The sequence below is a fragment of the Pseudomonas sp. GW821-FHT03E01 genome, from assembly GCF_059420765.1.
On the sequence record NZ_JBWKUI010000012.1, the window covers coordinates 147,475 to 169,109 of the forward strand.

19 protein-coding genes are annotated in these 21,635 nt (G+C 60.3%); 10 read left to right on the forward strand and 9 right to left on the reverse strand.

The window, feature by feature from the left end; genetic code table 11:
* Positions 1-35: 35 nt before the first annotated feature.
* The 4 genes from AC07VO_RS20760 to AC07VO_RS20775 form a co-directional block, all read right to left on the reverse strand.
* Positions 36-1,646, reverse strand: a complete 1,611-nt coding sequence (locus AC07VO_RS20760; RefSeq protein ID WP_086946003.1) for an ABC transporter substrate-binding protein — start codon at positions 1,644-1,646, stop codon at positions 36-38.
* Positions 1,647-1,926: 280 nt separating this feature from the next.
* A complete protein-coding gene (locus tag AC07VO_RS20765) occupies positions 1,927-2,160 on the reverse strand; it encodes a hypothetical protein (protein WP_018929522.1) in 234 nt (77 codons plus the stop codon).
* Between the two features lie 4 nt (positions 2,161-2,164).
* Positions 2,165-2,647 (reverse strand): hypothetical protein, encoded by a 483-nt coding sequence (locus AC07VO_RS20770; RefSeq protein WP_019582420.1) that lies wholly within the window; start codon positions 2,645-2,647, stop codon positions 2,165-2,167.
* Positions 2,648-2,790: 143 nt separating this feature from the next.
* The gene (locus AC07VO_RS20775) at positions 2,791-3,507 is read right to left on the reverse strand and encodes an SIMPL domain-containing protein (RefSeq protein WP_018929524.1); all 717 of its coding nucleotides are present in this window, start codon (positions 3,505-3,507) and stop codon (positions 2,791-2,793) included.
* 392 nt (positions 3,508-3,899) lie between these two features.
* On the opposite strand from AC07VO_RS20775, the gene AC07VO_RS20780 reads away from it, so the two are divergent.
* The 4 genes from AC07VO_RS20780 (at position 3,900) to AC07VO_RS20795 (ending at position 8,451) form a co-directional block, all read left to right on the forward strand.
* Positions 3,900-5,162 carry an ATP-binding protein gene (locus tag AC07VO_RS20780; RefSeq protein ID WP_018929525.1) on the forward strand — a complete coding sequence of 421 codons (1,263 nt, stop codon included), beginning with the start codon at positions 3,900-3,902 and terminating at the stop codon, positions 5,160-5,162.
* Positions 5,155-5,715 carry a response regulator transcription factor gene (locus AC07VO_RS20785; RefSeq protein ID WP_018929526.1) on the forward strand — a complete coding sequence of 187 codons (561 nt, stop codon included), beginning with the start codon at positions 5,155-5,157 and terminating at the stop codon, positions 5,713-5,715. Before AC07VO_RS20780 ends, AC07VO_RS20785 begins: the two co-directional genes overlap by 8 nt.
* Before the next feature lie 96 nt (positions 5,716-5,811).
* Positions 5,812-7,539, forward strand: a complete 1,728-nt coding sequence (locus AC07VO_RS20790; RefSeq protein WP_018929527.1) for an ABC transporter ATP-binding protein/permease — start codon at positions 5,812-5,814, stop codon at positions 7,537-7,539.
* A 165-nt stretch (positions 7,540-7,704) separates the two neighbouring features.
* Positions 7,705-8,451, forward strand: coding sequence for a FadR/GntR family transcriptional regulator (locus tag AC07VO_RS20795; RefSeq protein ID WP_018929528.1), 747 nt, complete (start codon positions 7,705-7,707; stop codon positions 8,449-8,451).
* Between the two features lie 70 nt (positions 8,452-8,521).
* On the opposite strand, the gene AC07VO_RS20800 is transcribed toward AC07VO_RS20795, so the two are convergent.
* Positions 8,522-8,896: a hypothetical protein gene (locus AC07VO_RS20800; RefSeq protein WP_086946004.1), complete on the reverse strand. Its 375-nt coding sequence runs from the start codon at positions 8,894-8,896 to the stop codon at positions 8,522-8,524.
* 367 nt (positions 8,897-9,263) lie between these two features.
* On the opposite strand from AC07VO_RS20800, the gene kdgD reads away from it, so the two are divergent.
* The 4 genes from kdgD to garD all read left to right on the forward strand — a co-directional run bounded on the left by kdgD (position 9,264) and on the right by garD (position 14,712).
* Positions 9,264-10,175, forward strand: coding sequence for a 5-dehydro-4-deoxyglucarate dehydratase (kdgD, locus tag AC07VO_RS20805; RefSeq protein ID WP_007939720.1), 912 nt, complete (start codon positions 9,264-9,266; stop codon positions 10,173-10,175).
* Positions 10,176-10,234: 59 nt separating this feature from the next.
* Positions 10,235-11,680: an aldehyde dehydrogenase family protein gene (locus AC07VO_RS20810; RefSeq protein WP_018929530.1), complete on the forward strand. Its 1,446-nt coding sequence runs from the start codon at positions 10,235-10,237 to the stop codon at positions 11,678-11,680.
* 99 nt (positions 11,681-11,779) lie between these two features.
* Positions 11,780-13,147, forward strand: a complete 1,368-nt coding sequence (locus AC07VO_RS20815; RefSeq protein WP_086946005.1) for an MFS transporter — start codon at positions 11,780-11,782, stop codon at positions 13,145-13,147.
* A gap of 11 nt (positions 13,148-13,158) precedes the next feature.
* Complete coding sequence (garD, locus tag AC07VO_RS20820; protein WP_086946006.1) at positions 13,159-14,712, forward strand: galactarate dehydratase; 1,554 nt, start codon at positions 13,159-13,161, stop codon at positions 14,710-14,712.
* A 137-nt stretch (positions 14,713-14,849) separates the two neighbouring features.
* Here garD and mksF read toward each other — a convergent pair whose 3' ends face one another.
* The 3 genes from mksF to mksB are packed head-to-tail and all read right to left on the reverse strand — an operon-like array spanning position 14,850 to position 19,655.
* A complete protein-coding gene (gene mksF / locus AC07VO_RS20825) occupies positions 14,850-17,690 on the reverse strand; it encodes an Mks condensin complex protein MksF (protein ID WP_018929533.1) in 2,841 nt (946 codons plus the stop codon).
* Complete coding sequence (mksE, locus tag AC07VO_RS20830) at positions 17,687-18,388, reverse strand: Mks condensin complex protein MksE (protein WP_018929534.1); 702 nt, start codon at positions 18,386-18,388, stop codon at positions 17,687-17,689. Before mksE ends, mksF begins: the two co-directional genes overlap by 4 nt.
* Complete coding sequence (mksB, locus tag AC07VO_RS20835) at positions 18,378-19,655, reverse strand: Mks condensin complex protein MksB (protein ID WP_026286675.1); 1,278 nt, start codon at positions 19,653-19,655, stop codon at positions 18,378-18,380. The genes mksE and mksB overlap by 11 nt, the downstream gene beginning before the upstream one ends.
* A 220-nt stretch (positions 19,656-19,875) precedes the next feature.
* Here mksB and AC07VO_RS20840 point away from each other — a divergent pair, with 220 nt between their 5' ends.
* Positions 19,876-20,622, forward strand: a complete 747-nt coding sequence (locus AC07VO_RS20840; protein WP_064616162.1) for a hypothetical protein — start codon at positions 19,876-19,878, stop codon at positions 20,620-20,622.
* Positions 20,615-21,067, forward strand: a complete 453-nt coding sequence (rimI, locus tag AC07VO_RS20845; protein WP_018929537.1) for a ribosomal protein S18-alanine N-acetyltransferase — start codon at positions 20,615-20,617, stop codon at positions 21,065-21,067. The genes AC07VO_RS20840 and rimI overlap by 8 nt, the downstream gene beginning before the upstream one ends.
* Positions 21,068-21,129: 62 nt before the next feature.
* Here rimI and AC07VO_RS20850 read toward each other — a convergent pair whose 3' ends face one another.
* Positions 21,130-21,534 carry a serine kinase/phosphatase gene (locus AC07VO_RS20850; RefSeq protein WP_192351625.1) on the reverse strand — a complete coding sequence of 135 codons (405 nt, stop codon included), beginning with the start codon at positions 21,532-21,534 and terminating at the stop codon, positions 21,130-21,132.
* Positions 21,535-21,635: the final 101 nt, after the last annotated feature.

The window sequence follows — 21,635 nt, forward strand, 5'->3', positions numbered from 1 at the left end:
CCGGGGCGGTTGACGCACCCGGTTGGAGCCTGGTGTTACTTATTTATACCCACGCCATAGAACGGTGTGAGGCCAAACGGACTGATCTTGAAGTCGGTGACTTCCTTGCGCAGTGGCTGGAACACCGTCGAGTTGGCAATGGGTGTGATAGGTACTTGTTGTTTAAGGATTTGCTGGGCCTGTTGGTACAGTTTGACCCGCTGTTGTTTGTCCGTGGACACCTTGGCTTGCTGCACCAGTTTGTCGTAGACCGGGTCACACCATTTGGCGTAGTTGCTACCTTTCACCGCAGCGCAGCTGTAGAGCACGCCGAGCCAGTTATCCGGGTCACCGTTGTCGCCGGTCCAGCCGTAGATCATTGCGTCATGCTCACCGTTCTTGGCGCGCTTGATGTACTCGCCCCATTCATAGCTGACGATGTTGGCCTTGATCCCGACTTTCTCCCAATCCTGCTGGATCATCTGTGCCGACATCCGCGCATTGGGGTTGGAGGCGCGCTGCACGGTCATGGCCCACAGATTAATTGTAGTGCCGGGTGCAACCCCCGCTTCTTTCAGTAGCGCGCGGGCTTTGGTCGGGTCGTGCGGGGCGTCCTTGATGCTCGGGTCATACGACCATTGCGCCGGTGGCAAGGCGTTTTGCGCCAGTTGCCCGGCACTCTGGTAGACAGCCTTGATGATCGCCGGCTTGTCGATGGCCATGTCCAGCGCCTGACGCACCTTGAGCTGGTCCAGCGGTGGGTGGGTCACGTTGTAGGCAAGGAAGCCGAGGTTGAAACCGGCTTGCTTGAGCACCCTCAGATTCGGGTCTTGCTCCATCACTTCGATGTCTGCCGGGCGTGGGTAGCCGCTGACCTGGCACTCGCCGGCCTTGAGTTTTTGCAAGCGCACGGCGGCGTCCGGGGTGATCGAGAAAATCAGGTTGTCGAGTTTCACGTCCTCGGGTTTCCAGTAGGCCTTGTTGGCGGTGTAGCGGATTTGCGAGTCCTTTTGGTAGCGCTTGAACACGAACGGGCCGGTGCCGACGGGTTTCTGGTTGAGGTCGGCGGCTTTGCCTTCCTTTAACAGTTGGGCGGCGTATTCGGCGGATTGCACCGAGGCGAAGCTCATGGCGAGGTTTTGCACGAATGCGGCGTCGACGTTGTTCAGGCTGAAGCGCACGGTGTGGTCGTCGATCTTGTCGATGCTTTTGATCGTGGTGTTCAGGCCCATGTCGGTGAAGTACGGCGACTCGGCGGGGTAGGCCTTGCGGAAGGCGTTGTCCGGGTCGAGCAGGCGCTGGAAGGTGAACAGCACGTCGTCGGCGTTGAAGTCGCGGGTGGGGGTGAAGTAGTCGGTGGTGTGGAATTTCACGCCGTCGCGCAGGTGGAAGGTGTAGGTGAGGCCGTCCTCGGATACGTCCCATTTTGTTGCCAGGCCGGGTTCGATTTCGGTGCCGCCGCGTTTGAATTGGGTGAGGCGGTTGAAGACGGTTTCGGCGGAGGCGTCGAAGTCGGTGCCGCTGGTGTATTGGCTGGGGTCGAATCCGGCAGGGCTGGCTTCGGAGCAGTAGACCAGGGTGGTGGCGGCTTGGGCGGTTTGTGCGAGTGATGCGGTTGTGGCGAGGGCGAGTGCGAGCAGAAGTGGTTTGACGGTGGTTCTTTCCATGGAGTCCCCGGGATTTGAGCAGCGATATTTTCCTGAGAGTAGCGTTGTTGGCGGGGAGGGTGGAAATATCGTTTTTTGAGGGGGACCCCTCTATCCGGGCATAGTCTGCCGGTCTTTGCGTTGATGGCGGACTGTAGGAGCTGCCGAAGGCTGTGATCTTTTGATCTTAAAAATCAACGTCAAAAGATCGCAGCCTTCGGCAGCTCCTACGCAAAGCGGTGTCAGGCGGGCGTTGTGGGTGAAGTTAATCCGTTTCACGTTGCTTGAATGAGCGCGTGGCTCACGCCGTATACCGGGCCCGACTAAAAAACAGCGCAGCCCCGAGGGCGATAGCATTGGTTGAAACGATGCCCAGATCGAAGCCGGCGATGAAAGGCGGCAGCATAAAAATACTCGAAAACCCCAGAGCGAACAGGGTGATGCCCAGCCATTTTCTGAGGCCATAGGATTTCAGATAGAAGAACAACAGCAGGAATACTGCATAAGCCACGGCGTACAGGCCATATTCGTTCATGATCTCACCCGCCTTGAGTCTTGATGATCATGGACGATCCTGAGTGCTGAGGGCCTATGCCACCGCTGACCTGTGCATCCAGGCTGACGATGACATCGCCGGCGTGATAAGTCGGCAATTTGCTCAGCGTGAACTCGCGGACTGCCCATCCCACCGGGATGGCCGCACCGGGCATGAATTTACCTGCCGCTGCCCCGAAAACACCACTGGTGAGGTTGGCGATACTTGTTCGTTGAGCATTGAGTAAATCCCCCTGTTGCCGGGTCAGGGGTTTGGAGATCCCGACCATCATTTGGCAAGGCAAATCCTTGGCGAGCATTTTGTCATAGAGCTCTACCACCAGATTGCTCACTTCATAGTGGGCGGCTTTCGCTTCACCAAAATGCAGTGTTCTGAGGCTACCCCGTTCACCGGCTGACAGGGTGAAGCGCGATACGTTGAAGACAATTCCATGGTTGCCGGAAAACTGATCCCTTTCAAACTTCAATGCTCGCGTCCTTATCGAGTCTGGAAAGGCAGGGAGTTTCTCTTAGCTCCTGGGCTTTCGCAAATGCAAAATCAAAAGCAGCTGAGGCGGCCTGTTTACTCGCGTGTACACCGCCCTGCCGTTTTCGTGTCCGGGTTATCGCATCAAGGCATCAACACTTCAATCGCCCCATCCGCTGTCATGCTGACCTGGCTGGTGCCGGCTTCAACTTCTGGCGTCACCGGTGCCGAATCCATGCCGGCGGCTTTCATCATCATCGGCCCGCGCATGTACGGTTGTGGATAGCCGTTGCTGTTGAGGTTCAGGTTGACGATTTTGTAGCTCTTGCCGCCCAGGGCGTCGGTGGCCAGTTGGGCGCGGGCCTTGAAGGCGGTCACGGCTTCTTTGAGCAGGGCGTCTTCGCTGGCTTTGCGGGTTGGCGTCGCGATGGCGAAGTCCATGCCGCCCATTTTCAGGTCGGTGAGCAATTCGCCGGTGAGTTTGGACAGGGCGGCGAAGTCCGAGCTTTCCAGGCGCAGTTCGGCGCGTTCACGCCAGCCGGTGATTTTCTGGCCTTTGGTGTCGTAGATCGGGTAGCTGTTGCGGCTGCCCTGACGCAGGGTGATGTCCTTGACCTGTTTGGCCTGGGCCAGCGCCTTGTTCATGGTAGTGCTGACGTCGGCGGCGAGTTTGGCCGGGTCGGTGTTTTGTTCTTCGGTGTAGAGGGTCACGATCATCAGGTCGCGGGCCACTTCCTGGCTGACTTCGGCGCGCAGGGAGATCTGGTTGTAATGCAACTCGTCGACGGCCAGGGCCGGGAGGCTGGCGGCGGTGCCAACGCTTAGGGCAAGAAGGGCGGCGCTGCGGCGCAATGTGTGCATGAAAAGCTCCTTGGACGATGCGCAGGGGTTAGGGTCCGAACCTGCGTGAAACCATCAGACTCTAGCTTCAATGGTCCGTTTCGCACAGTTACAACTTCTATACAGTCTCAACCGGTGCCGGGCTTTTGTGGCGAGGGAGCTTGCTCCCGCTCGGCTGCGAAGCAGTCGCAAAGTCGGTATGCGTGGTTTGCCAGTTTCACCCGGTTGAATGGTTGGGGTCCGCTTCGCAGGCCGACGTGAGCAAGCTCCCTCGCCACAGGGGCTCATCGGCGAAGCATTCACTTATAAATCCATGAGCCGCAACTGTGGTCGTTTGCCGCACTTTCGCCTCTCAGGCCCGCGGCTTGGTTATACTCCGTGCGATCCGCCTGGAGCGCTCATCAGGAGAGCTCATGCTCGCCCCCGTACAATTGACTTCCGCCACTCGCCAGAACCTCTGGCGGCTGACTTTCATCCGGATTCTGGTGCTCGCCGCCCAGGCCGGCTCCGTAGGCCTGGCCTACTGGCTCCAGCTGCTGCCGTTGCCGTGGGTGCCGCTGGCGATGACCCTGGGCTGTTCGACGCTGTTGTGTGTGTTCACCGCCGTGCGCCTGCGCACTTCGTGGCCGGTTACCGAGCTTGAATACGCCCTGCAACTGGCCTGCGACCTGTTTATCCACAGCGCCTTGTTGTATTTTTCCGGTGGTTCGACCAACCCGTTCGTCTCTTATTACCTGGTGCCGCTGACCATCGCCGCCGTGACGCTGCCGTGGCGCTATTCGGTGATTCTGTCGGGTATCGCCCTGGCGCTGTATACGTTGCTGCTGGCGCGGTTCTACCCGCTGGAAACCTTCCCCATCGCCCGGGAAAACCTGCAGATCTACGGCATGTGGTTGAGTTTTGCCTTGGCCGCCGCCGTCATCACCTTCTTTGCTGCACGCATGGCTGAAGAGCTGCGTCGGCAGGAAGAGCTGCGTGCGATCCGTCGCGAGGAAGGCCTGCGCGATCAGCAATTGCTGGCCGTCGCGACTCAGGCTGCCGGTGCCGCCCATGAACTGGGCACGCCGCTGGCGACCATGAGCGTGTTGCTCAAAGAGATGCAGCAGGATCACCCCGACCCGATGTTGCAGGACGATTTGAAGGTTTTGCAGGATCAGGTCAAGTTGTGCAAGGAAACCTTGCAGCAACTGGTGCGCGCCGCCGAGGCCAACCGTCGTATGGCGGTGGAGATGCAGGATGTCACCGACTGGCTCGACGAAGCGCTCAACCGCTGGCACCTGATGCGTCCTGAGGCCAGTTATCGCTTCCAGCGTCTGGGCCAGGGCACGGTGCCGCGCATGGCGCCGCCGCCGGATTTGACTCAAGCGCTGTTGAACCTGCTGAACAACGCCGCCGATGCCTGCCCTGAAGGCTTGCAAGTGACCCTGGACTGGACCGTCGAAGACTTGACCATCAGCATTCGAGACCATGGTGCCGGTGTACCGCTGGCTATCGCCGAGCAGATCGGCAAACCGTTTTTTACCACCAAGGGCAAAGGTTTCGGCCTGGGCCTGTTTTTGAGCAAGGCCAGCGTGACACGCGCCGGCGGCTCAGTGAAACTCTACAGTCATGAGGAAGGCGGCACGCTCACCGAGCTGCGCCTGCCCCGTGTCGCCCGAGGAGACGAACATGAGTGACGAGATCCAAGTTGAAGGCGAAGAACTGCCGCATTTGCTGCTGGTAGACGACGATGCAACCTTCACCCGCGTGATGGCCCGCGCCATGGCCCGCCGTGGTTTTCGCGTCAGCACCGCAGGTTCCGCCGAAGAGGGCCTGACCATCGCCCAGGCCGATATCCCTGATTACGCCGCGCTGGACCTGAAAATGGACGGCGATTCAGGCCTGGTGTTGCTGCCCAAGCTGCTCGAACTCGACCCGGAGATGCGCGTGGTGATCCTCACCGGTTACTCGAGCATTGCCACCGCCGTCGAGGCGATCAAGCGCGGCGCCTGCAATTACCTGTGCAAACCGGCGGATGCCGATGACGTGCTGGCCGCGTTGCTCTCCGAGCACGCCGACCTCGACAGCCTGGTGCCGGAAAACCCGATGTCCGTGGACCGTCTCCAGTGGGAGCACATCCAGCGCGTCCTGACCGAGCACGAAGGCAACATCTCCGCCACCGCACGTGCCCTGGGCATGCACCGCCGCACGCTGCAGCGCAAACTGCAGAAGCGTCCGGTCCGTCGCTGAACGAGCGCTGAACGGTTATCGCCAGCCCTCGCGATCACACGAGCCGATCATTTATGATCGGTTCTTGTGTGTTCTTTTCTTTATTGAGCCTTATCCATGAATCAGAACGCTGAATATTCCGCGGTCAACGATGCTGTGCGCGGGCAGTTTTTTCGCAAAGTGTGGGCGATGACCACGCCTTACTGGCGCAGCGAAGAGAAGGGCAAGGCCTGGACGCTGTTGATCGCTGTGATCGCGCTGTCATTGTTCAGCGTGGCGATTTCGGTGTGGATCAACAGTTGGTACAAAGACTTCTATAACGCCCTGCAAAAGAAGGACGAAGCAGCCTTCTGGCAGCTGATTCTGTATTTCTGCGGCATCGCCGCCGTGGCGATTCTTGGTGCGGTGTATCGGCTTTATCTGACTCAGATGCTGACCATTCGCTGGCGAGCCTGGCTCACCGAAAAGCACTTCGCCCGCTGGCTAGGCAGCAAGAATTACTATCAGCTGGAGCAGGGCGGTTACACCGATAACCCGGACCAGCGGATTTCCGAAGACCTCAATAAGTTCACCACCAACACCTTGGGCCTGGGCCTTGGGCTGATACGGAACATCGTCAGCCTGGTGTCGTTTTCGATCATTTTGTGGGGCGTGTCGGGCAGCATCGAAGTGTTTGGCTTCACGATCCCCGGCTACATGTTCTGGTGCGCACTGGTTTACGCCGCCGTCGGCAGCTGGCTGACGCATGTGATCGGTCGTCGCTTGATCAGCCTCAACAACAACCAGCAACGTTTCGAAGCCGACTTGCGTTTCTCCATGGTGCGGGTCCGCGAAAATGCGGAGAGCATTGCGCTGTACAACGGCGAACCCAACGAGAACCGTCGTCTGAGCAGTCGCTTCGGCCTGGTTTGGCACAACTTCTGGGACATCATGAAAGTGTCCAAGCGCCTGACTTTCTTCACCGCCGGTTATGCCCAGATTGCAATCATCTTTCCATTCATGGTCGCTGCGCCGCGTTACTTCGCCGGCAAGATCGAACTTGGTGAGCTGATGCAAATCAACTCCGCGTTCGGCAATGTGCAGGAGAACTTCAGCTGGTTCATCAGCGCGTACCAGGACCTTGCCGAGTGGCGCGCCACCTGTGATCGTCTGCTGAGTTTCCGTCAGGCCATGACCGACAACGAAGAGCGCGCGCCGGCCATCGACGTGCAGAATCAGGGTTCGGCACTACGGGTGCATAACCTTGGTCTTGACCTCGCTGACGGTCGTCATTTGCTGACCAATGCCGACATGACCGTGGAGGAGGGCGAGCGCGTCATGCTCAGCGGTCGTTCCGGCAGCGGCAAGTCGACCTTGCTGCGAGCGATGGGGCACCTTTGGCCAGCCGGCCACGGCAGCATTCGCCTGCCGACGGCGCGTTATCTGTTCCTGCCGCAAAAACCCTATCTGCCGATTGGCAGCCTGCGTGAGGCGTTGAGTTATCCACAACCGGGCGACACCTACCCGCACGAGCGCTACGTCCACGTGCTGGAAACCAGCCGCTTGCCGCACCTGGTTTCACGTCTGGATGAAGCCAATCACTGGCAGCGCATGCTTTCGCCGGGTGAGCAGCAACGTCTGGCCTTCGCCCGTGCGCTGCTGTATGCGCCGCAATGGCTGTACATGGACGAAGCCACCTCGGCGATGGACGAAGAGGATGAAGCGTCGTTGTATCAGGCGTTGATCGATGAATTGCCGGGGCTGAGCATTGTCAGCGTCGGCCATCGCAGCAGCCTGAAACGTTTCCATCCACGGCATGTGCGCATTGAGAATGGTCACCTGGTGGACCAGGCCGTGACCGCCTGAACCTGTGGGAGCGTGGCTTGCCCGCGATGAACGATAACGCGGTTCGTCAGGAAACCGCGTCAAGGCCATCGCGGGCATGCCACGCTCCCACAGGTCAACGGTGATCGTACAACCCGCATGCGCTATGATGCGGTTTCAGCCGTTTTTTCGAGACAGACGTTCACCATGGAAAACCCGATCGACGCACCTCGCCTCCCTCGCAAGCGCCGCAGCCTCGCACAGGAATTGGTGACGGTGTTGTCCGAGCAGATCCGCGACGGTCAGCTCAAGCGTGGCGACAAATTGCCCACCGAGTCGGCGATCATGAATGCCCATGGCGTCAGCCGCACCGTGGTGCGTGAAGCGATCTCCCGTTTGCAGGCCGCAGGGCAAGTGGAAACCCGTCACGGCATCGGCACCTTCGTGCTCGACACCCCGAGCCCGAGCGGTTTTCGCATCGACCCGGCGACCGTGGTGACCTTGCGCGACGTATTGGCGATTCTGGAACTGCGCATCAGCCTGGAAGTGGAGTCCGCCGGCCTTGCCGCGCAACGTCGCAGCCCGGAGCAGTTAGCAGCGATGCGTGAGGCGCTGGACGCCCTCAACGAAAGTGCCGCCCACGCCGGCGATGCCGTGGCGTCGGACTTCCAGTTCCACTTGCAAATCGCCCTGGCCACCGGTAATCGCTACTTCACCGACATCATGACCCACCTGGGCACCAGCATCATTCCGCGCACACGCCTCAACTCCGCGCGCCTGGCCCATGACGACCAGCAGCATTACATGAGTCGCCTGAGCCGTGAACACGAAGAGATTTACGATGCGATTGCCCGGCAGGATTCCGATGCAGCGCGGGCAGCTATGCGTTTGCATTTGACGAATAGCCGTGAGCGGCTGCGCCAGGCCCATGAAGAGGCGCAGGCGCAGGGTTGAACAGTGCATGGCAGGAAATCGTTCTACACAAAAAAGCGCCTGACCGGTAAACGATCAGGCGCGATGAGGGTCAGGCTTCGATAAACAGTATCAGGGGCTCAGAACACGGCTCCAGACTCGACTCATCCGCGAATTTGTAGCGCAATTGCACTTCTGTGTTCAGGTACTTTTCCAGTTCTGTTTTGGGGATTCGCAGTTCAATTCCCGTCAGTTTTACCATGTCGTCGCAGGCGTCGTCCCAGACGCCGGTAGGCTCTGCGAGGCCCTCCCAGTCAGGCTCTTCCGTATTTGTGCCGAGGATCGGGTAGACATCCCAGTTCGGCGGAATATCGTTCGGGTCCGGCACGCGGACGATCAAGTCTTCACTTAGGGGCGATAGCTGGATGGTTGCCTGATCGGCTGAGTGCTCCGGGAACTGCGGAAGGTGTGCAATAGCAAAAGTCATGTTGAATCGCTCTCCTTGAAAGATCTGCCGCGATCCTTCGCGGCAGTCGTCGCACTTTACCGGGCGCATCGGTGATCTGCCGAACCCGATCATGACCAGGCATTTCAAGGTTCAACACTGCGCGCAGGCAATGATTCCGGGGCGTTGAGTGAAAAATTCCCGAGGGTACTCTTCCGACAACGTATCTCTCTTCTGAGCTTGAAAGGCGCCCCTTTCACCCCTTTAAACAACAATGTTGTCTGACAAAAATACCCACCCAGCGATGAAATGCAGTTGACGGTTGTATTTTAAGTTGTACGATGACCTACAACTTCGGCGAAGGCTGAACGGTTTTCTCACACAACGTTGCTACCAGGGTGTTCGAATAATGAATCCACAAGAACTGAAGTCCATCCTCTCTTCCGGCTTGCTGTCGTTCCCGGTCACCGACTTCAATGCCCAGGGCGATTTCCATCGTGCGGGCTACATCAAGCGTCTCGAGTGGCTGGCCCCATACGGCGCCTCGGCGTTGTTCGCCGCAGGCGGTACCGGTGAGTTCTTCTCTCTGGCGGCCAGCGAATATTCGGAAATCATCAAGACTGCGGTCGACACCTGCGCCAGCAGCGTGCCAATCCTCGCCGGTGTCGGTGGTTCGACCCGCCAGGCTATCGAGTACGCTCAGGAAGCCGAGCGCCTGGGGGCCAAAGGCCTGTTGCTGCTGCCGCACTACCTGACCGAAGCCAGCCAGGACGGCGTTGCCGCCCACGTTGAAGCCGTGTGCAAATCGGTAAAAATCGGTGTGGTGGTCTACAACCGCAATGTCTGCCGCCTGACCGCGCCGCTGCTGGAACGACTGGCCGAGCGCTGCCCGAACCTGATCGGCTACAAGGATGGCCTGGGCGATATCGAGCTGATGGTGTCGATCCGTCGCCGCCTCGGCGATCGTTTCAGCTACTTGGGCGGCTTGCCGACTGCTGAAGTCTACGCCGCGGCCTACAAGGCTTTGGGCGTACCGGTTTATTCCTCGGCGGTGTTCAACTTCATCCCGAAAACCGCGATGGATTTCTACCACGCCATTGCTCGCGAAGATCACGCCACCGTCGGCAAGATCATCGATGACTTCTTCCTGCCGTACCTGGATATCCGCAACCGCAAGGCCGGTTACGCGGTGAGCATCGTCAAGGCCGGGGCAAAAATTGCCGGCTATGACGCAGGCCCGGTGCGTGCACCGCTGACCGATCTGACGGGCGAAGAGTACGAAATGCTCGCCGCGCTGATCGACAAGCAGGGCGCGCAGTAACACTCGATAAAACCAGGGCCGCTGAGCGATCAGCGGCTTTTTGCGTGAGGAGATTTGTTGTGGCAGATGCAAAGCGTTTTGATAACTACATCAACGGTGAATGGGTGACGGGCAGTGATTACTGCGCCAACATCAACCCGTCCGAGCTGAGCGATACCCTCGGCGACTATGCCAAGGCTGATCTGGCGCAGGTCCACGCCGCCATCGACGCCGCTCGCGCTGCGTTTCCGGCATGGTCCACTTCCGGTATTCAGGCTCGGCACGATGCGCTGGATAAAGTCGGCAGCGAGATTCTCGCCCGTCGCGAAGAGCTCGGCACGTTGCTGGCCCGGGAAGAGGGCAAGACCCTGCCCGAAGCCATCGGCGAAGTGACCCGCGCCGGCAACATCTTCAAGTTCTTCGCCGGTGAATGCCTGCGTCTGTCCGGTGACTACGTGCCGTCGGTGCGTCCGGGCGTCAATGTCGAAGTCACTCGCGAAGCGCTGGGCGTGGTCGGCCTGATCACGCCATGGAACTTTCCGATCGCGATCCCGGCGTGGAAAATCGCTCCGGCTTTGGCTTACGGCAACTGCGTGGTGCTGAAACCTGCCGATCTGGTGCCGGGCTGTGCCTGGGCGCTGGCGGAAATCATCTCCCGCGCCGGTTTCCCGGCCGGCGTGTTCAACCTGGTGATGGGCAGCGGGCGAGTAGTCGGCGAGGCGCTGGTCAACAGCCCGAAAGTCGATGGCATCAGCTTCACCGGTTCGGTCGGCGTGGGCCGGCAGATCGCGGTCAATTGCGTGTCGCGCCAGGCCAAGGTGCAGCTGGAGATGGGCGGCAAGAACCCGCAGATCATTCTCGACGATGCCGACCTCAAGCAAGCGGTCGAACTGTCGGTGCAGAGCGCGTTCTACTCCACCGGCCAGCGTTGCACCGCGTCGAGCCGTCTCATCGTCACCGCCGGGATTCACGACAAATTCGTCGAAGCCATGGCTGAGCGCATGAAGTCGATCAAGGTCGGTCATGCGTTGAAGTCCGGCACCGACATCGGCCCTGTGGTCTCGCAAGCGCAGTTGGAACAGGACCTGAAGTACATCGACATCGGCCAGTCCGAAGGTGCGCGTCTGGTCAGCGGCGGTGGTCTGGTGACGTGCGACACCGAGGGTTACTTCCTCGCCCCGACGCTGTTTGCCGACAGCGAAGCTGCGATGCGCATCAGCCGCGAAGAGATCTTCGGCCCGGTGGCCAACATCGTTCGCGTAGCGGATTACGACGCTGCACTGGAAATGGCCAACGACACCGAGTTCGGCCTGTCGGCGGGTATCGCCACTACGTCGCTGAAGTACGCCAACCACTTCAAGCGCCATTCCCAGGCCGGGATGGTGATGGTCAACCTGCCGACCGCCGGTGTGGATTACCACGTTCCGTTCGGTGGGCGTAAAGGTTCATCCTATGGTTCACGTGAGCAAGGTCGCTATGCGCAAGAGTTCTACACGGTCGTAAAAACTGCCTACATCGGTTCCTGATACGCCGCAATACCTGTAGGCCCGGCTCCCACAAAAGCCGGCGCCTACAAATAAATCGTTATTACCCGCATAAAAATAATCAGTGGGAGTACATCTACAATGCAATCGACCAAGCCGACTCACGTCCGCTATTTGATTTTGCTCATGCTGTTTCTGGTGACCACGATCAACTACGCCGACCGGGCGACCATCGCGATCGCCGGCTCCAGCCTGCAAAAAGACCTCGGCATCGACGCGGTCACTCTCGGTTATATCTTCTCCGCATTCGGTTGGGCCTACGTGGCCGGGCAAATTCCCGGTGGCTGGTTGCTGGACCGGTTCGGCTCGAAAAAAGTCTATGCCCTGAGCATCTTTACCTGGTCGCTGTTCACCGTACTGCAAGGCTATGTCGGTGAGTTCGGGCTTTCCACCGCCGTCGTCGCGCTGTTCATGCTGCGCTTTCTGGTGGGCCTGGCCGAAGCGCCATCCTTCCCCGGCAACGCACGCATCGTAGCGGCGTGGTTCCCGACCGCAGAACGCGGCACCGCCTCGGCGATCTTCAACTCGGCGCAATACTTCGCCACCGTACTGTTTGCGCCGCTGATGGGCTGGATCGTCTACAGCTTCGGCTGGCAGCACGTGTTCATCGTCATGGGCGTGATCGGCATCATCTTCTCGGGGATCTGGCTGAAAGTTATCCACAGTCCGCGCCAGCACCCGATGATCAACGACGCCGAGTTCAAGCACATCGCCGACAACGGCGGCATGGTCGACATGGACCAGGACAAAGGTAAAGGCAAAAAGGTCGACGGTCCGAAGTGGGACTACATCCGCCAGTTGCTGACCAACCGCATGATGCTCGGCGTGTACCTGGGCCAGTACTGCATCAACGGCATCACCTACTTCTTCCTGACCTGGTTCCCGGTGTACCTGGTGCAAGAACGCGGCATGACCATCCTCAAGGCCGGTTTCATTGCCTCGTTGCCGGCAATCTGCGGGTTTATCGGTGGCGTGCTCGGCGGAGTGATTTCTGACTATCTGCTGCGCAAGGGCCACTCGCTGACCTTCGCCCGCAAGGCGCCGATCATCGCCGGTCTGCTGGTATCCAGCAGCATCGTGGCTTGCAACTATGTCGATATTGAATGGATGGTGGTCGGCTTCATGGCCCTGGCCTTCTTCGGCAAAGGTGTGGGCGCATTGGGCTGGGCGGTAGTGTCCGATACCTCGCCGAAACAGATCGCCGGTTTGAGTGGTGGCCTGTTCAACATGTTCGGCAACATTGCGTCGATCACCACGCCGATTGTCATCGGTTACATCATCAGCTCCACCGGCTCCTTCAAATGGGCGCTGGTGTTCGTCGGTTGCAACGCGCTGGTCGCGGTATTCAGCTACCTGGTGATCGTTGGCCCGATCAAACGTGTGGTACTCAAAGAGCCGCCGGCCAGCGGTCCTGAAACGAACAACAAGTTATCTGAAGCGCATTCCTGAGGAGCGGCGTCATGCAGTTGATTGAACATTCCGACTCGCCGCGCTACATCCGCCTGCACGAGCGGGACAATGTGGTGATCGTGGTCAACGATCTGGGCGTACCGGCCGGCACCGAATTCCCCGATGGCCTGGTCACCGTGGATTTCGTGCCGCAGAGCCACAAGGTCACCCTCGAGGACATTCCCGCGGGCGGCCAGGTGATTCGATACGGCCAGACGATCGGCTACGCGTTGCAGCCGATTCCTCGCGGCAGTTGGGTCAAGGAAGATCAACTGCGCATGCCCACCGCGCCACCGCTGGACAGCTTGCCGCTATCCACCGAAGTGCCGGCCGCGCAGGCACCGCTGGAAGGCTTCACCTTCGAGGGCTATCGCAACGCCGACGGCACCGTCGGCACGCGCAACATTCTCGGCATCACCACCACCGTGCAGTGCGTCACCGGCGTGCTGGATCACGCGGTAAAACGCATCAAGGACGAGTTGCTGCCCAAGTACCCGAACGTCGATGACGTGGTGGCGCTGACCCACAGTTACGGCTGTGGCGTGGCGATCACCGCCACCGACGCGTACATCCCGATCCGCACCGTGCGCAATCTGGCGCGCAACCCGAACCTGGGGGGCGAGGCGCTGGTAATCAGCCTGGGCTGCGAGAAATTGCAGGCCGGGCAGGTGATGCATGAGAACGACAGCTCGGTGGATTTGAGCGAGCCGTGGTTGTATCGCTTGCAGGATTCCAGTCACGGTTTTACCGAGATGATCGAGCAGATCATGGCGCTGGCCGAAACCCGTTTGAAGAAGCTCGATCAACGCCGCCGGGAAACCGTGCCTGCGTCCGAGCTGATCCTCGGCATGCAGTGCGGCGGCAGCGATGCGTTCTCCGGGATCACCGCCAACCCGGCCCTGGGCTATGCCTCGGACCTGTTGCTGCGGGCTGGTGCGACGGTGATGTTTTCCGAAGTCACCGAAGTGCGCGATGCGATTTACCTGCTGACGTCCCGGGCGCAAACCAAAGAAGTCGCTCAGGAGCTGGTGCGGGAAATGGACTGGTACGACCGTTACCTGGCCAAGGGCGAAGCGGATCGCAGCGCCAACACCACGCCGGGGAACAAGAAGGGCGGGTTGTCGAACATTGTCGAGAAGTCCTTGGGCTCGATCGTCAAGTCCGGCAGCAGTGCGATCAACGGGGTGCTTGGCCCTGGGGAACGGTTCAAGCGCAAAGGGCTGATTTTCTGCGCGACCCCGGCCAGTGATTTTGTCTGCGGGACGTTGCAGTTGGCGGCGGGGATGAACCTGCATGTGTTCACCACCGGGCGTGGTACGCCTTATGGATTGGCGATGGCGCCAGTGGTGAAGGTCTCGACTCGCACAGAACTGGCGCAGCGCTGGCCGGACCTGATCGACATCGATGCCGGGCGGATTGCCACCGGGCGGGCGTCGATCGAAGACCTCGGCTGGGAGTTGTTCCACTACTACCTGGACGTGGCCAGCGGCAAGAAACAGACGTGGGCGGAGCAGCACAAGCTGCATAACGACATCACCTTGTTCAACCCGGCGCCGATCACGTAAGACAGCGTTATCGTTCATTGCGGGCTTGTCCGCGAAGGGGCCTTGGAACTGACTGAAGGTTTCAAGAATGTACCCATAAATAAAAAGGCCGCGATCCATATTGGATCGCGGCCTTTTCATTGGCTTCGATTCAGGCGTCAGACCGCATCCAGCTCCGGTTCGTCCGCCTGGATGTTAACGGTTGCTTTCACTTCATCGTGACGACGGATGAACTTCCAGTCCGCCTCGTCGATGTAGATACCGTTCGGGCCGCTGCCGCCTTCCAGGTCGATGGCGACGCTGGCGCAGACTTGCGGCTTCACACTCGCCAGGATCGGCACGAAGCCCAGCTGCAGGCTGGTTTCCAACAGCGCTGCCTGGTTCTTCTCGTCGATGTCCGCCGCCTCGTCGAGGTAGTACGGCAGGCGCACGCGACCAGCCTGGTCGCGGTCCATCAAGTGCAGCAACAAGTACATGTTGGTCAGCGCCTTGATGGTCATGGTGGTGCCGTTGGACGCCGCGCCGTCGATGTCGGTGTGGATCACCGGTTGGCCATTGACCTTGGTGATCTCGAACGCCAGTTCGAACAGATCCTTGAGACCGAGCTGGTTGTGGTTCGCTGCCACCAGCCGTGCCAGGTATTCCTTGGCTTCTTCGTTCTTGTTGTCCTGCTCGGCGCTTTGGCTCAGATCGAAGACGGAGAGGGTTTCGCCTTCTTCGTACTGACCGGCGCTGTGGATGATCTGGTCAATGTGCTTGAGCGCTTCCTTGTTCGGCGCGAGCACGATACGGAAGCTCTGCAGGTTGGAGACCTGACGTTTGTTGATCTCGCGGTTGAACAGCGCCAGTTGATGTTCGAGGCTGTCGTAGTCGCTGCGGATGTTGCGCAGGGTCCGGGCGATGTCGGTAACCGCCGCGCGACGCGCCTTGCCGAGGGTCAGGGCTTCATCGGTACGGTGTGCGTACGCGTTGATCAGCAGTTGCAGGCGACGTTCCATATCGTCTTCGCTGTCGAACTTGGCCACGCCCTTGAGGCGAACCTGCGCGTAGAGCGCGTCGATCTGCCCGTCGGCCCGCAGCAGGCCTTGCCAGCTGTCCTGATAGTCATTGAGCAATGGCAGCAGGTTGTCCATGGAATCGTCGACCGGGTCCATGAACGGTGTGCCGAACGGCAGGTCGGCCGGCAACAGCTGACGGCGGCGCAGGGCATCGTCGAGGGTGCGTTGCTTGGCTTCCATGTCACCGATCTGCCGGCCGACCAATTGCAGCTTGGCCGACAGTTGCTGGACGCGTTCGGTGAAGGCATCGCTGGAGCGTTTCAACTCGTCCTGGGCGGCTTCCATCTGCGCCAATTGCTCAAGCTTGTCGCCTTCTTCGGCGCTCAGGGTTTGCGCGCGGCGGAAGTCTTCCAGGGCTTTCTGCGCATCCAGCACTTGCTGGTACAGCGCTTCGGTCTGGGTCTTGCTGGCCGCACGGTCGGCTGCTACGGCTTGCTGGGTTTTCAGTTGCTTGAGTTCTTTGTCCAGACGCTCTTTCTGATCGCGCAGTGCCGCACGGTCAGCCAGCGCTTGCAGGGCTGGCGGCTCGATGTGCGACAGGTCGATGGACAGGCCCGGCACTTCGAAGCGCTCGCCTTTGAAGCCATCGAGGATCAGCTCCATGGATTTGACCCATTCACCGTCCTCATCCAGCGCAATGCCGTGTTCGCCCAACGGCAGGCTGAACAGCGCGCTGTTGAACAGCCGCATCAGGCGCTCGACGTCCTGCTGCGAGAACTCTTCGCGCAGACGGGCATAGCTGTTGTTGTCAGCGTGATCGAGTTGTTGCTTCACCGATTTCAGGCGTTTTTCCAGATCCCGCAGACGCTCTTCCAGGTCTTCGGCCGAAAACTGCCGCGACTGGGCCAGCGCACCGGCCAGTTCATCGTGCGCGTCCTTGGCGGCGAGCAATTGCTGTTCGAGGACTTTGACGTCATCGACCAGGGCGAAGCGATGCTTGAGCACCGACAATTCGCCGAGCCAGCGCTGGATGCCGGTGATTTCCCGCTCCAGGCGCATCAGCTCTTGAGTGCCACCGCGTTGATCGTTTTGCAGGGCGTCCTGCTCGTTGCGGTAGTGCTCGGCCTGAATCGTCAGTTCTTCCTTGCGCGCACTGGCGTAGTCCGACCAGGTGCCGAGCAGGGAATCGAGCAGCGGCGACAGGCGATGCAGTTTGCCGCGCAGGATATCCCGCTGTTTCACGCCGTTGGCCAAGGCTTCGACCAAGGGACCGGCCGCGACCAGCGAGTTGTAGTCCTGCTCCATGCGGCGGACATCGCGGAACGCTTCTTCGCACGCGGCGATGTAATCGACACTGCCGGAACGCAGGCTGTGTTCGAAGGCATCGAGGAACAGCTGCTTGAGCTTGGCCGCGGTGATTTCACGCATGTGCAGCAGGTTGATGAACAGGGCGCGGAAGGTCTTCAGGCTCTGCTCACTGGTGGAGCGCAGCGGGATCAGCGTCAGGTCGAGCGGAATCGAGGTGTGGCCGCCCACCAGCAAACGACGCAGTTCATCCGGCTTGAGTTCGTAGGCTTTCAGGCCTTCGCGCTCAAGATTGGTGAACAGCTCTTTCTGCCGCAGGCAGGTGTCGTCTTTCTGATAATGAGCCAGGTCGAGTTTGCCGGCGTAGGCAAAGAACTGGTGACCGAAACCACCACCCGGGCCGCGACCGACCACGCCAATCACGTGCGGGCCGTGGGGCAGGGAGACTTCGACGAGGATGTAACTGGTGTCCGAGGCGAAGTAGAAACGCCGCGATTGTTCCAGGCTGTACTTGCCGAAACTCATGTCCGACATGCGCGCCAGAATCGGGAACTGCAAGGCGTTGATCGAGGCGGACTTACCAAGGTTGTTCGCGCCGTAGACCGACAGCGGCTCTTCCAGCGGGAACAGGCCGAGGCTGTAACCGGCGGTGTTCAAAAGGGCAAAGCGGCGAATGCCGTAGCGTTCCTTGCTCATGCGTCGGTCTCCTGTTCTTCGGCAATGGCGCGGGCCAGGGCGTCTTCTTCGCTCTCTTCTTCAAACTCGGTGAGATCGAGCGGGTCGTCGGTCTGCAGCAGTTTTTCGTCGCTGTCTTCGTCGATCAGCACCGGCGCCGGCAACGGCAGCACGCTGTGCAGGCTGGCGGCCAGGTCGCGGTCTTGCTGGACCGACAGGCAGACATCGAGGAAGCGGTGCATCGGCGGCAGGAAACGGTAGACACCGTTTTCTTCGCCGGCGAATCCGAGCTGGGTCATGCGGCGCATGATTTTTTCTTCGAGTTCTTCGACGGTCTGCACTTCGGCCTGGATAAACAGGTCGCGGTACTTTTCCAGCAACGATGGCAATTCATCGCGACCGAGGCTGCCACCGTCGAGCACGGCGATCGGGTCGCGGCCCTGGTCGGCCAGGTGTTCGACGAGGATGAAGGTGAACAGCGCCAGACGTTGCGCCGTCTTGTTTACCGCTGCCGCAGCCAGGTCGGGCACGAAGTAATAGAAACCACGGGTGTCGCACACCAGTTCAAAGCCCAGCGCCTTGAACAGGGTGCGGTACTGGTCCTGGAAGTTCGACAGTTGGGCGTACAGCTCCGGGTCGCGGCGGCTGACGTGGTAGCCCTTGAACAGCTCGCGAAAGATCGGCGCCAGCTGGGACAGTTCGTTTAGATCAAGATGCATGTGGGGTGCTCGCAGAATCCTCGGCGGCGGTGTCGCGGGCCGAGAGCAGGGCGAAGGAGCGCAGGCTGACCTGGTGCTCGTGAGTGTGGTAGTCGCGGCGTTCCAGACGCTCGCGCTTGAAGCGTTTTTCCCGCGACAGGCGCGAGAACCAATAGAGCAATTCGTCGGTGGCGCCGTCCGGCTCCTGCTCCAGCAGCCAGCTCATCAGGTCCGGCATCGGCAGGGCATCTTCACAACGTTCGAGCATTTCCCGAACCGTGCGTGGCGCGCGCGGGGCTTCGCCTTTCTGGGTCTTATGGGCCTTGGGGAAACGCGCCGGTTTCGGCTCGAAACGGGCCAGGGCGTAGACATAGGCTTCGACTTGGCTGGCACTGCCGAGGAAGGTGCTTTGCGGGCGGGTGAACAGCGGCATCGCGGCTTGCGGCACCGCATCGATGCCTTTACGACGAATGGCCGACAACGCCAGGGCTGCGCCACGGGTCACGGCGTTGTGCCGGCGGGCTTCTTCGCGCAGCGGCAGCAGCAGCTCGCGGGCGTGACGCAGGGTCAACTGGGCGCTGGTCTGCATTTCGAGGATGCGCGCGTGGGTGCGCAGCAGCATGTCGTCGTCGACCAGATGGCCGAGGCGCTGCTGTTCGGTGAGCATGCGCAACAACACGTTCTCAACCTTGCGCACGCCTTGTTCGAAGGCGCCGTCGGCATTCACCAGCTGAATCATCGGTTCGACGTATTCGTCCCAGGTCGCCAGCACTTCAGCATAACGCTGACGCAGCGGAATCTGCCGGTCGCTGGTCTTGGCCCGTTCGGCGACGGCCACCAAGGCCTGTTCGTCGTTGGCGAGTTTCTTCAGCACGTCCCGCACGCGCATGTCGAGCAGGCGCAACTGGCGCGCCAGATCGTTGCCGTCGCGAATGTCGAAGGCGTCCTGGATGTAACCGGCCAGGCGTTCGAGGTGGCGCAGATAGGCTTCGATTTCCAGGCACAGGCCCAGACGGTGCTCACGGCGCAGGTAAGCGAGGAAGTCATGGATCTGCGCGTTGAGCTCGAAACGGTTCGGGCTTTTCGCCACGGGAACCAGAATGTCGAGGCGAATCCACACGTCCAGCAGGCTGGTGATGTCCTGCGGTGTGCTGTCCAGTTGCTGGGCGGCCAACTGTGAACGCAGTTCGTTGAGGCTCAGGGTGCCTTGGTCGAAGTGCTCGCACAGTGGCTCCAGAAGTGCCCAGTGTTCAGCGAGGGCGCGCAAGACGCGCTTGGGTTCGATCATCGGAATGGCCGGCTGGTTGGCAATTAAAAGCCGCGATTGTACTTCATCGCAGCCGTGTCGATTCACTCTGGGGATGGGCTGTCGCTTCTTCTATCGGTGAAGTCTATCGATCAAGCGTGGGCGATCTTGAGCGAAGGGCGGTAGAATCACCGCACTTTAGTTATCCACAAGTGGCCGACCTTTGCTTATCGAGTCCCGTCGCCGCGCTTATTTGACCGCCATGCAGGTGGTCAACTGGCTGCCGCGCACCGAATTGCCCTTTGCTGCGCCATCGCGGCCCGAACTGCTGGAGATGCCCGAGCCAGCGGTCGTCGCCCCGGTTGCACCTGCTCCGGTGGCGCAGACGCCCGTGGAACCCGCGGCCAAACCGGCCGAGCGGGTGAAAATCGAGGTGCCACGGCCGACGCCATCGGCTGGAAAACCAGCAAGCAAAGCGACGCAAGAGAGCGAAGAGGTACCGCTCGTCGCCAAGGCTGCGCCAGTGCCGCCGCCGCGTTTCGCTCTGCAATTGCTGCGAGCCGGTCGCTGCCTGTTGCTGGTGGAGTTACCCACAGGCGAAACTTTCCAGACCCGCGACCCCGCTTATCTGTTGCTCAAAGACATGCTGCGCGCCGCCGGCCTGCCGGACAGCCCGCAGATCGTCGGCGAGCCGGTGCGCTGGCCGCTGCTGGCTCGCGGCACAATGGACCAAGGGCCGGAAGCGGCTCGGGATTTCGTACAAGGTTTTCTGTCGGCCCGCCTGGAAGACGCACCGTGCGTCTGTCTGTGGCTGATCGGCCTGCCGGCGGTGCGTTTTGCCGGTGAGGCCAACGCCGAATCCTTCAACCGTGAACTTCAGGTCGAAGGCCTGGGGTCGGTCTGGGCCTTGCCGGGCCTGGAGTTATTAATGGAAGAGCCACAGCGTAAGGCTGATGTCTGGCAAGCCATGCGTCGGCTGATGGCGCGTTGGAAAGAATCGAATGAGTGACGCTGTATCGTTCCGCCCGATGACCGAGGCGGACCTGGACGCTGTACTGAAAATCGAATACGCAGCCTACAGCCATCCCTGGACTCGCGGGATTTTTCTCGATGGCCTGGGCAAGTACCAGATCTGGCTGATGTTCGAAGGGCAGCAGCAGGTCGGTCATGGCGTAGTGCAGATCATCCTTGATGAGGCGCATCTGCTGAACATCACCGTCAAACCGGAAAATCAGGGCCGCGGCCTGGGCTTGACGCTGCTGGAGCATTTGATGTCGATTGCCTACAAAGCTGAGGCGCGGGAATGTTTTCTGGAAGTGCGTGACAGCAACCGGGCGGCATTTCGGTTGTATGAGCGGTATGGGTTTAACGAGATCGGACGTCGGCGGGATTACTACCCGGCGGTTGGCGGGCGAGAAGATGCCGTGGTGATGGCCTGCACCTTGGTTGATTGATCGTTTCTAAAGGCTTCGCGGGCAAGCTTCGCCCGCGAAGGCGTCTGCACGGACGTCAACGATCAAGGCTTGCCGTCCAATGGATCCTGCCGGGCCAGTTCCGCTTCATCCAGCCCATCGCCCCCACCGATATCGTCCCCGTCGACAATGCTCAGATCCCAATCCGCCTGGCCGTCTTCACCCGCTTCGTGGGCATCCCGTGCGCCGTCTTCACGGATCAGGGTTTCCGGGGTCAAGTCATCGTCGGTGGCGTCATTGTCATTGGTCGAGCCCCCAGTCATGCGGGGTTTACGGACGCGTGCGTCGGGCATCTGCTGTGTATGCTCGTGTTCAGGTGCCAGGTCGCCGATTCTGGTGCCGGGCTCTTCCTCGTCGAAATCCAGCTCATGCACCGAGCCCATGCGGTCTTCATCGTCGTCGATGGGCTCGGGTGGCTCCTTATCGAACGGACGTCGTGAATCAGTCATGGCTATTCCTCATACTGTAGGCCCTACTACAATTGACCCACTGGACTGCCGAGAATTCCCGCGGGCAGGGAGCGCCGGCTAGCCGCTACATACATCAGGAC

Bases quoted from the DNA above. Each gene is read 5' to 3' on its own strand.
- AC07VO_RS20760 (WP_086946003.1), bottom strand. From the start codon at position 1,646: ATGGAAAGAACCACCGTCAAACCACTTCTGCTCGCACTCGCCCTCGCC.
- AC07VO_RS20765 (WP_018929522.1), bottom strand. From the start codon at position 2,160: ATGAACGAATATGGCCTGTACGCCGTGGCTTATGCAGTATTCCTGCTG.
- AC07VO_RS20775 (WP_018929524.1), bottom strand. From the start codon at position 3,507: ATGCACACATTGCGCCGCAGCGCCGCCCTTCTTGCCCTAAGCGTTGGC.
- AC07VO_RS20780 (WP_018929525.1), top strand. From the start codon at position 3,900: ATGCTCGCCCCCGTACAATTGACTTCCGCCACTCGCCAGAACCTCTGG.
- AC07VO_RS20785 (WP_018929526.1), top strand. From the start codon at position 5,155: ATGAGTGACGAGATCCAAGTTGAAGGCGAAGAACTGCCGCATTTGCTG.
- AC07VO_RS20790 (WP_018929527.1), top strand. From the start codon at position 5,812: ATGAATCAGAACGCTGAATATTCCGCGGTCAACGATGCTGTGCGCGGG.
- AC07VO_RS20795 (WP_018929528.1), top strand. From the start codon at position 7,705: ATGGAAAACCCGATCGACGCACCTCGCCTCCCTCGCAAGCGCCGCAGC.
- AC07VO_RS20800 (WP_086946004.1), bottom strand. From the start codon at position 8,896: ATGACTTTTGCTATTGCACACCTTCCGCAGTTCCCGGAGCACTCAGCC.
- kdgD (WP_007939720.1), top strand. From the start codon at position 9,264: ATGAATCCACAAGAACTGAAGTCCATCCTCTCTTCCGGCTTGCTGTCG.
- AC07VO_RS20815 (WP_086946005.1), top strand. From the start codon at position 11,780: ATGCAATCGACCAAGCCGACTCACGTCCGCTATTTGATTTTGCTCATG.
- garD (WP_086946006.1), top strand. From the start codon at position 13,159: ATGCAGTTGATTGAACATTCCGACTCGCCGCGCTACATCCGCCTGCAC.
- mksF (WP_018929533.1), bottom strand. From the start codon at position 17,690: ATGAGCAAGGAACGCTACGGCATTCGCCGCTTTGCCCTTTTGAACACC.
- mksE (WP_018929534.1), bottom strand. From the start codon at position 18,388: ATGCATCTTGATCTAAACGAACTGTCCCAGCTGGCGCCGATCTTTCGC.
- mksB (WP_026286675.1), bottom strand. From the start codon at position 19,655: ATGATCGAACCCAAGCGCGTCTTGCGCGCCCTCGCTGAACACTGGGCA.
- AC07VO_RS20840 (WP_064616162.1), top strand. From the start codon at position 19,876: ATGCAGGTGGTCAACTGGCTGCCGCGCACCGAATTGCCCTTTGCTGCG.
- rimI (WP_018929537.1), top strand. From the start codon at position 20,615: ATGAGTGACGCTGTATCGTTCCGCCCGATGACCGAGGCGGACCTGGAC.
- AC07VO_RS20850 (WP_192351625.1), bottom strand. From the start codon at position 21,534: ATGACTGATTCACGACGTCCGTTCGATAAGGAGCCACCCGAGCCCATC.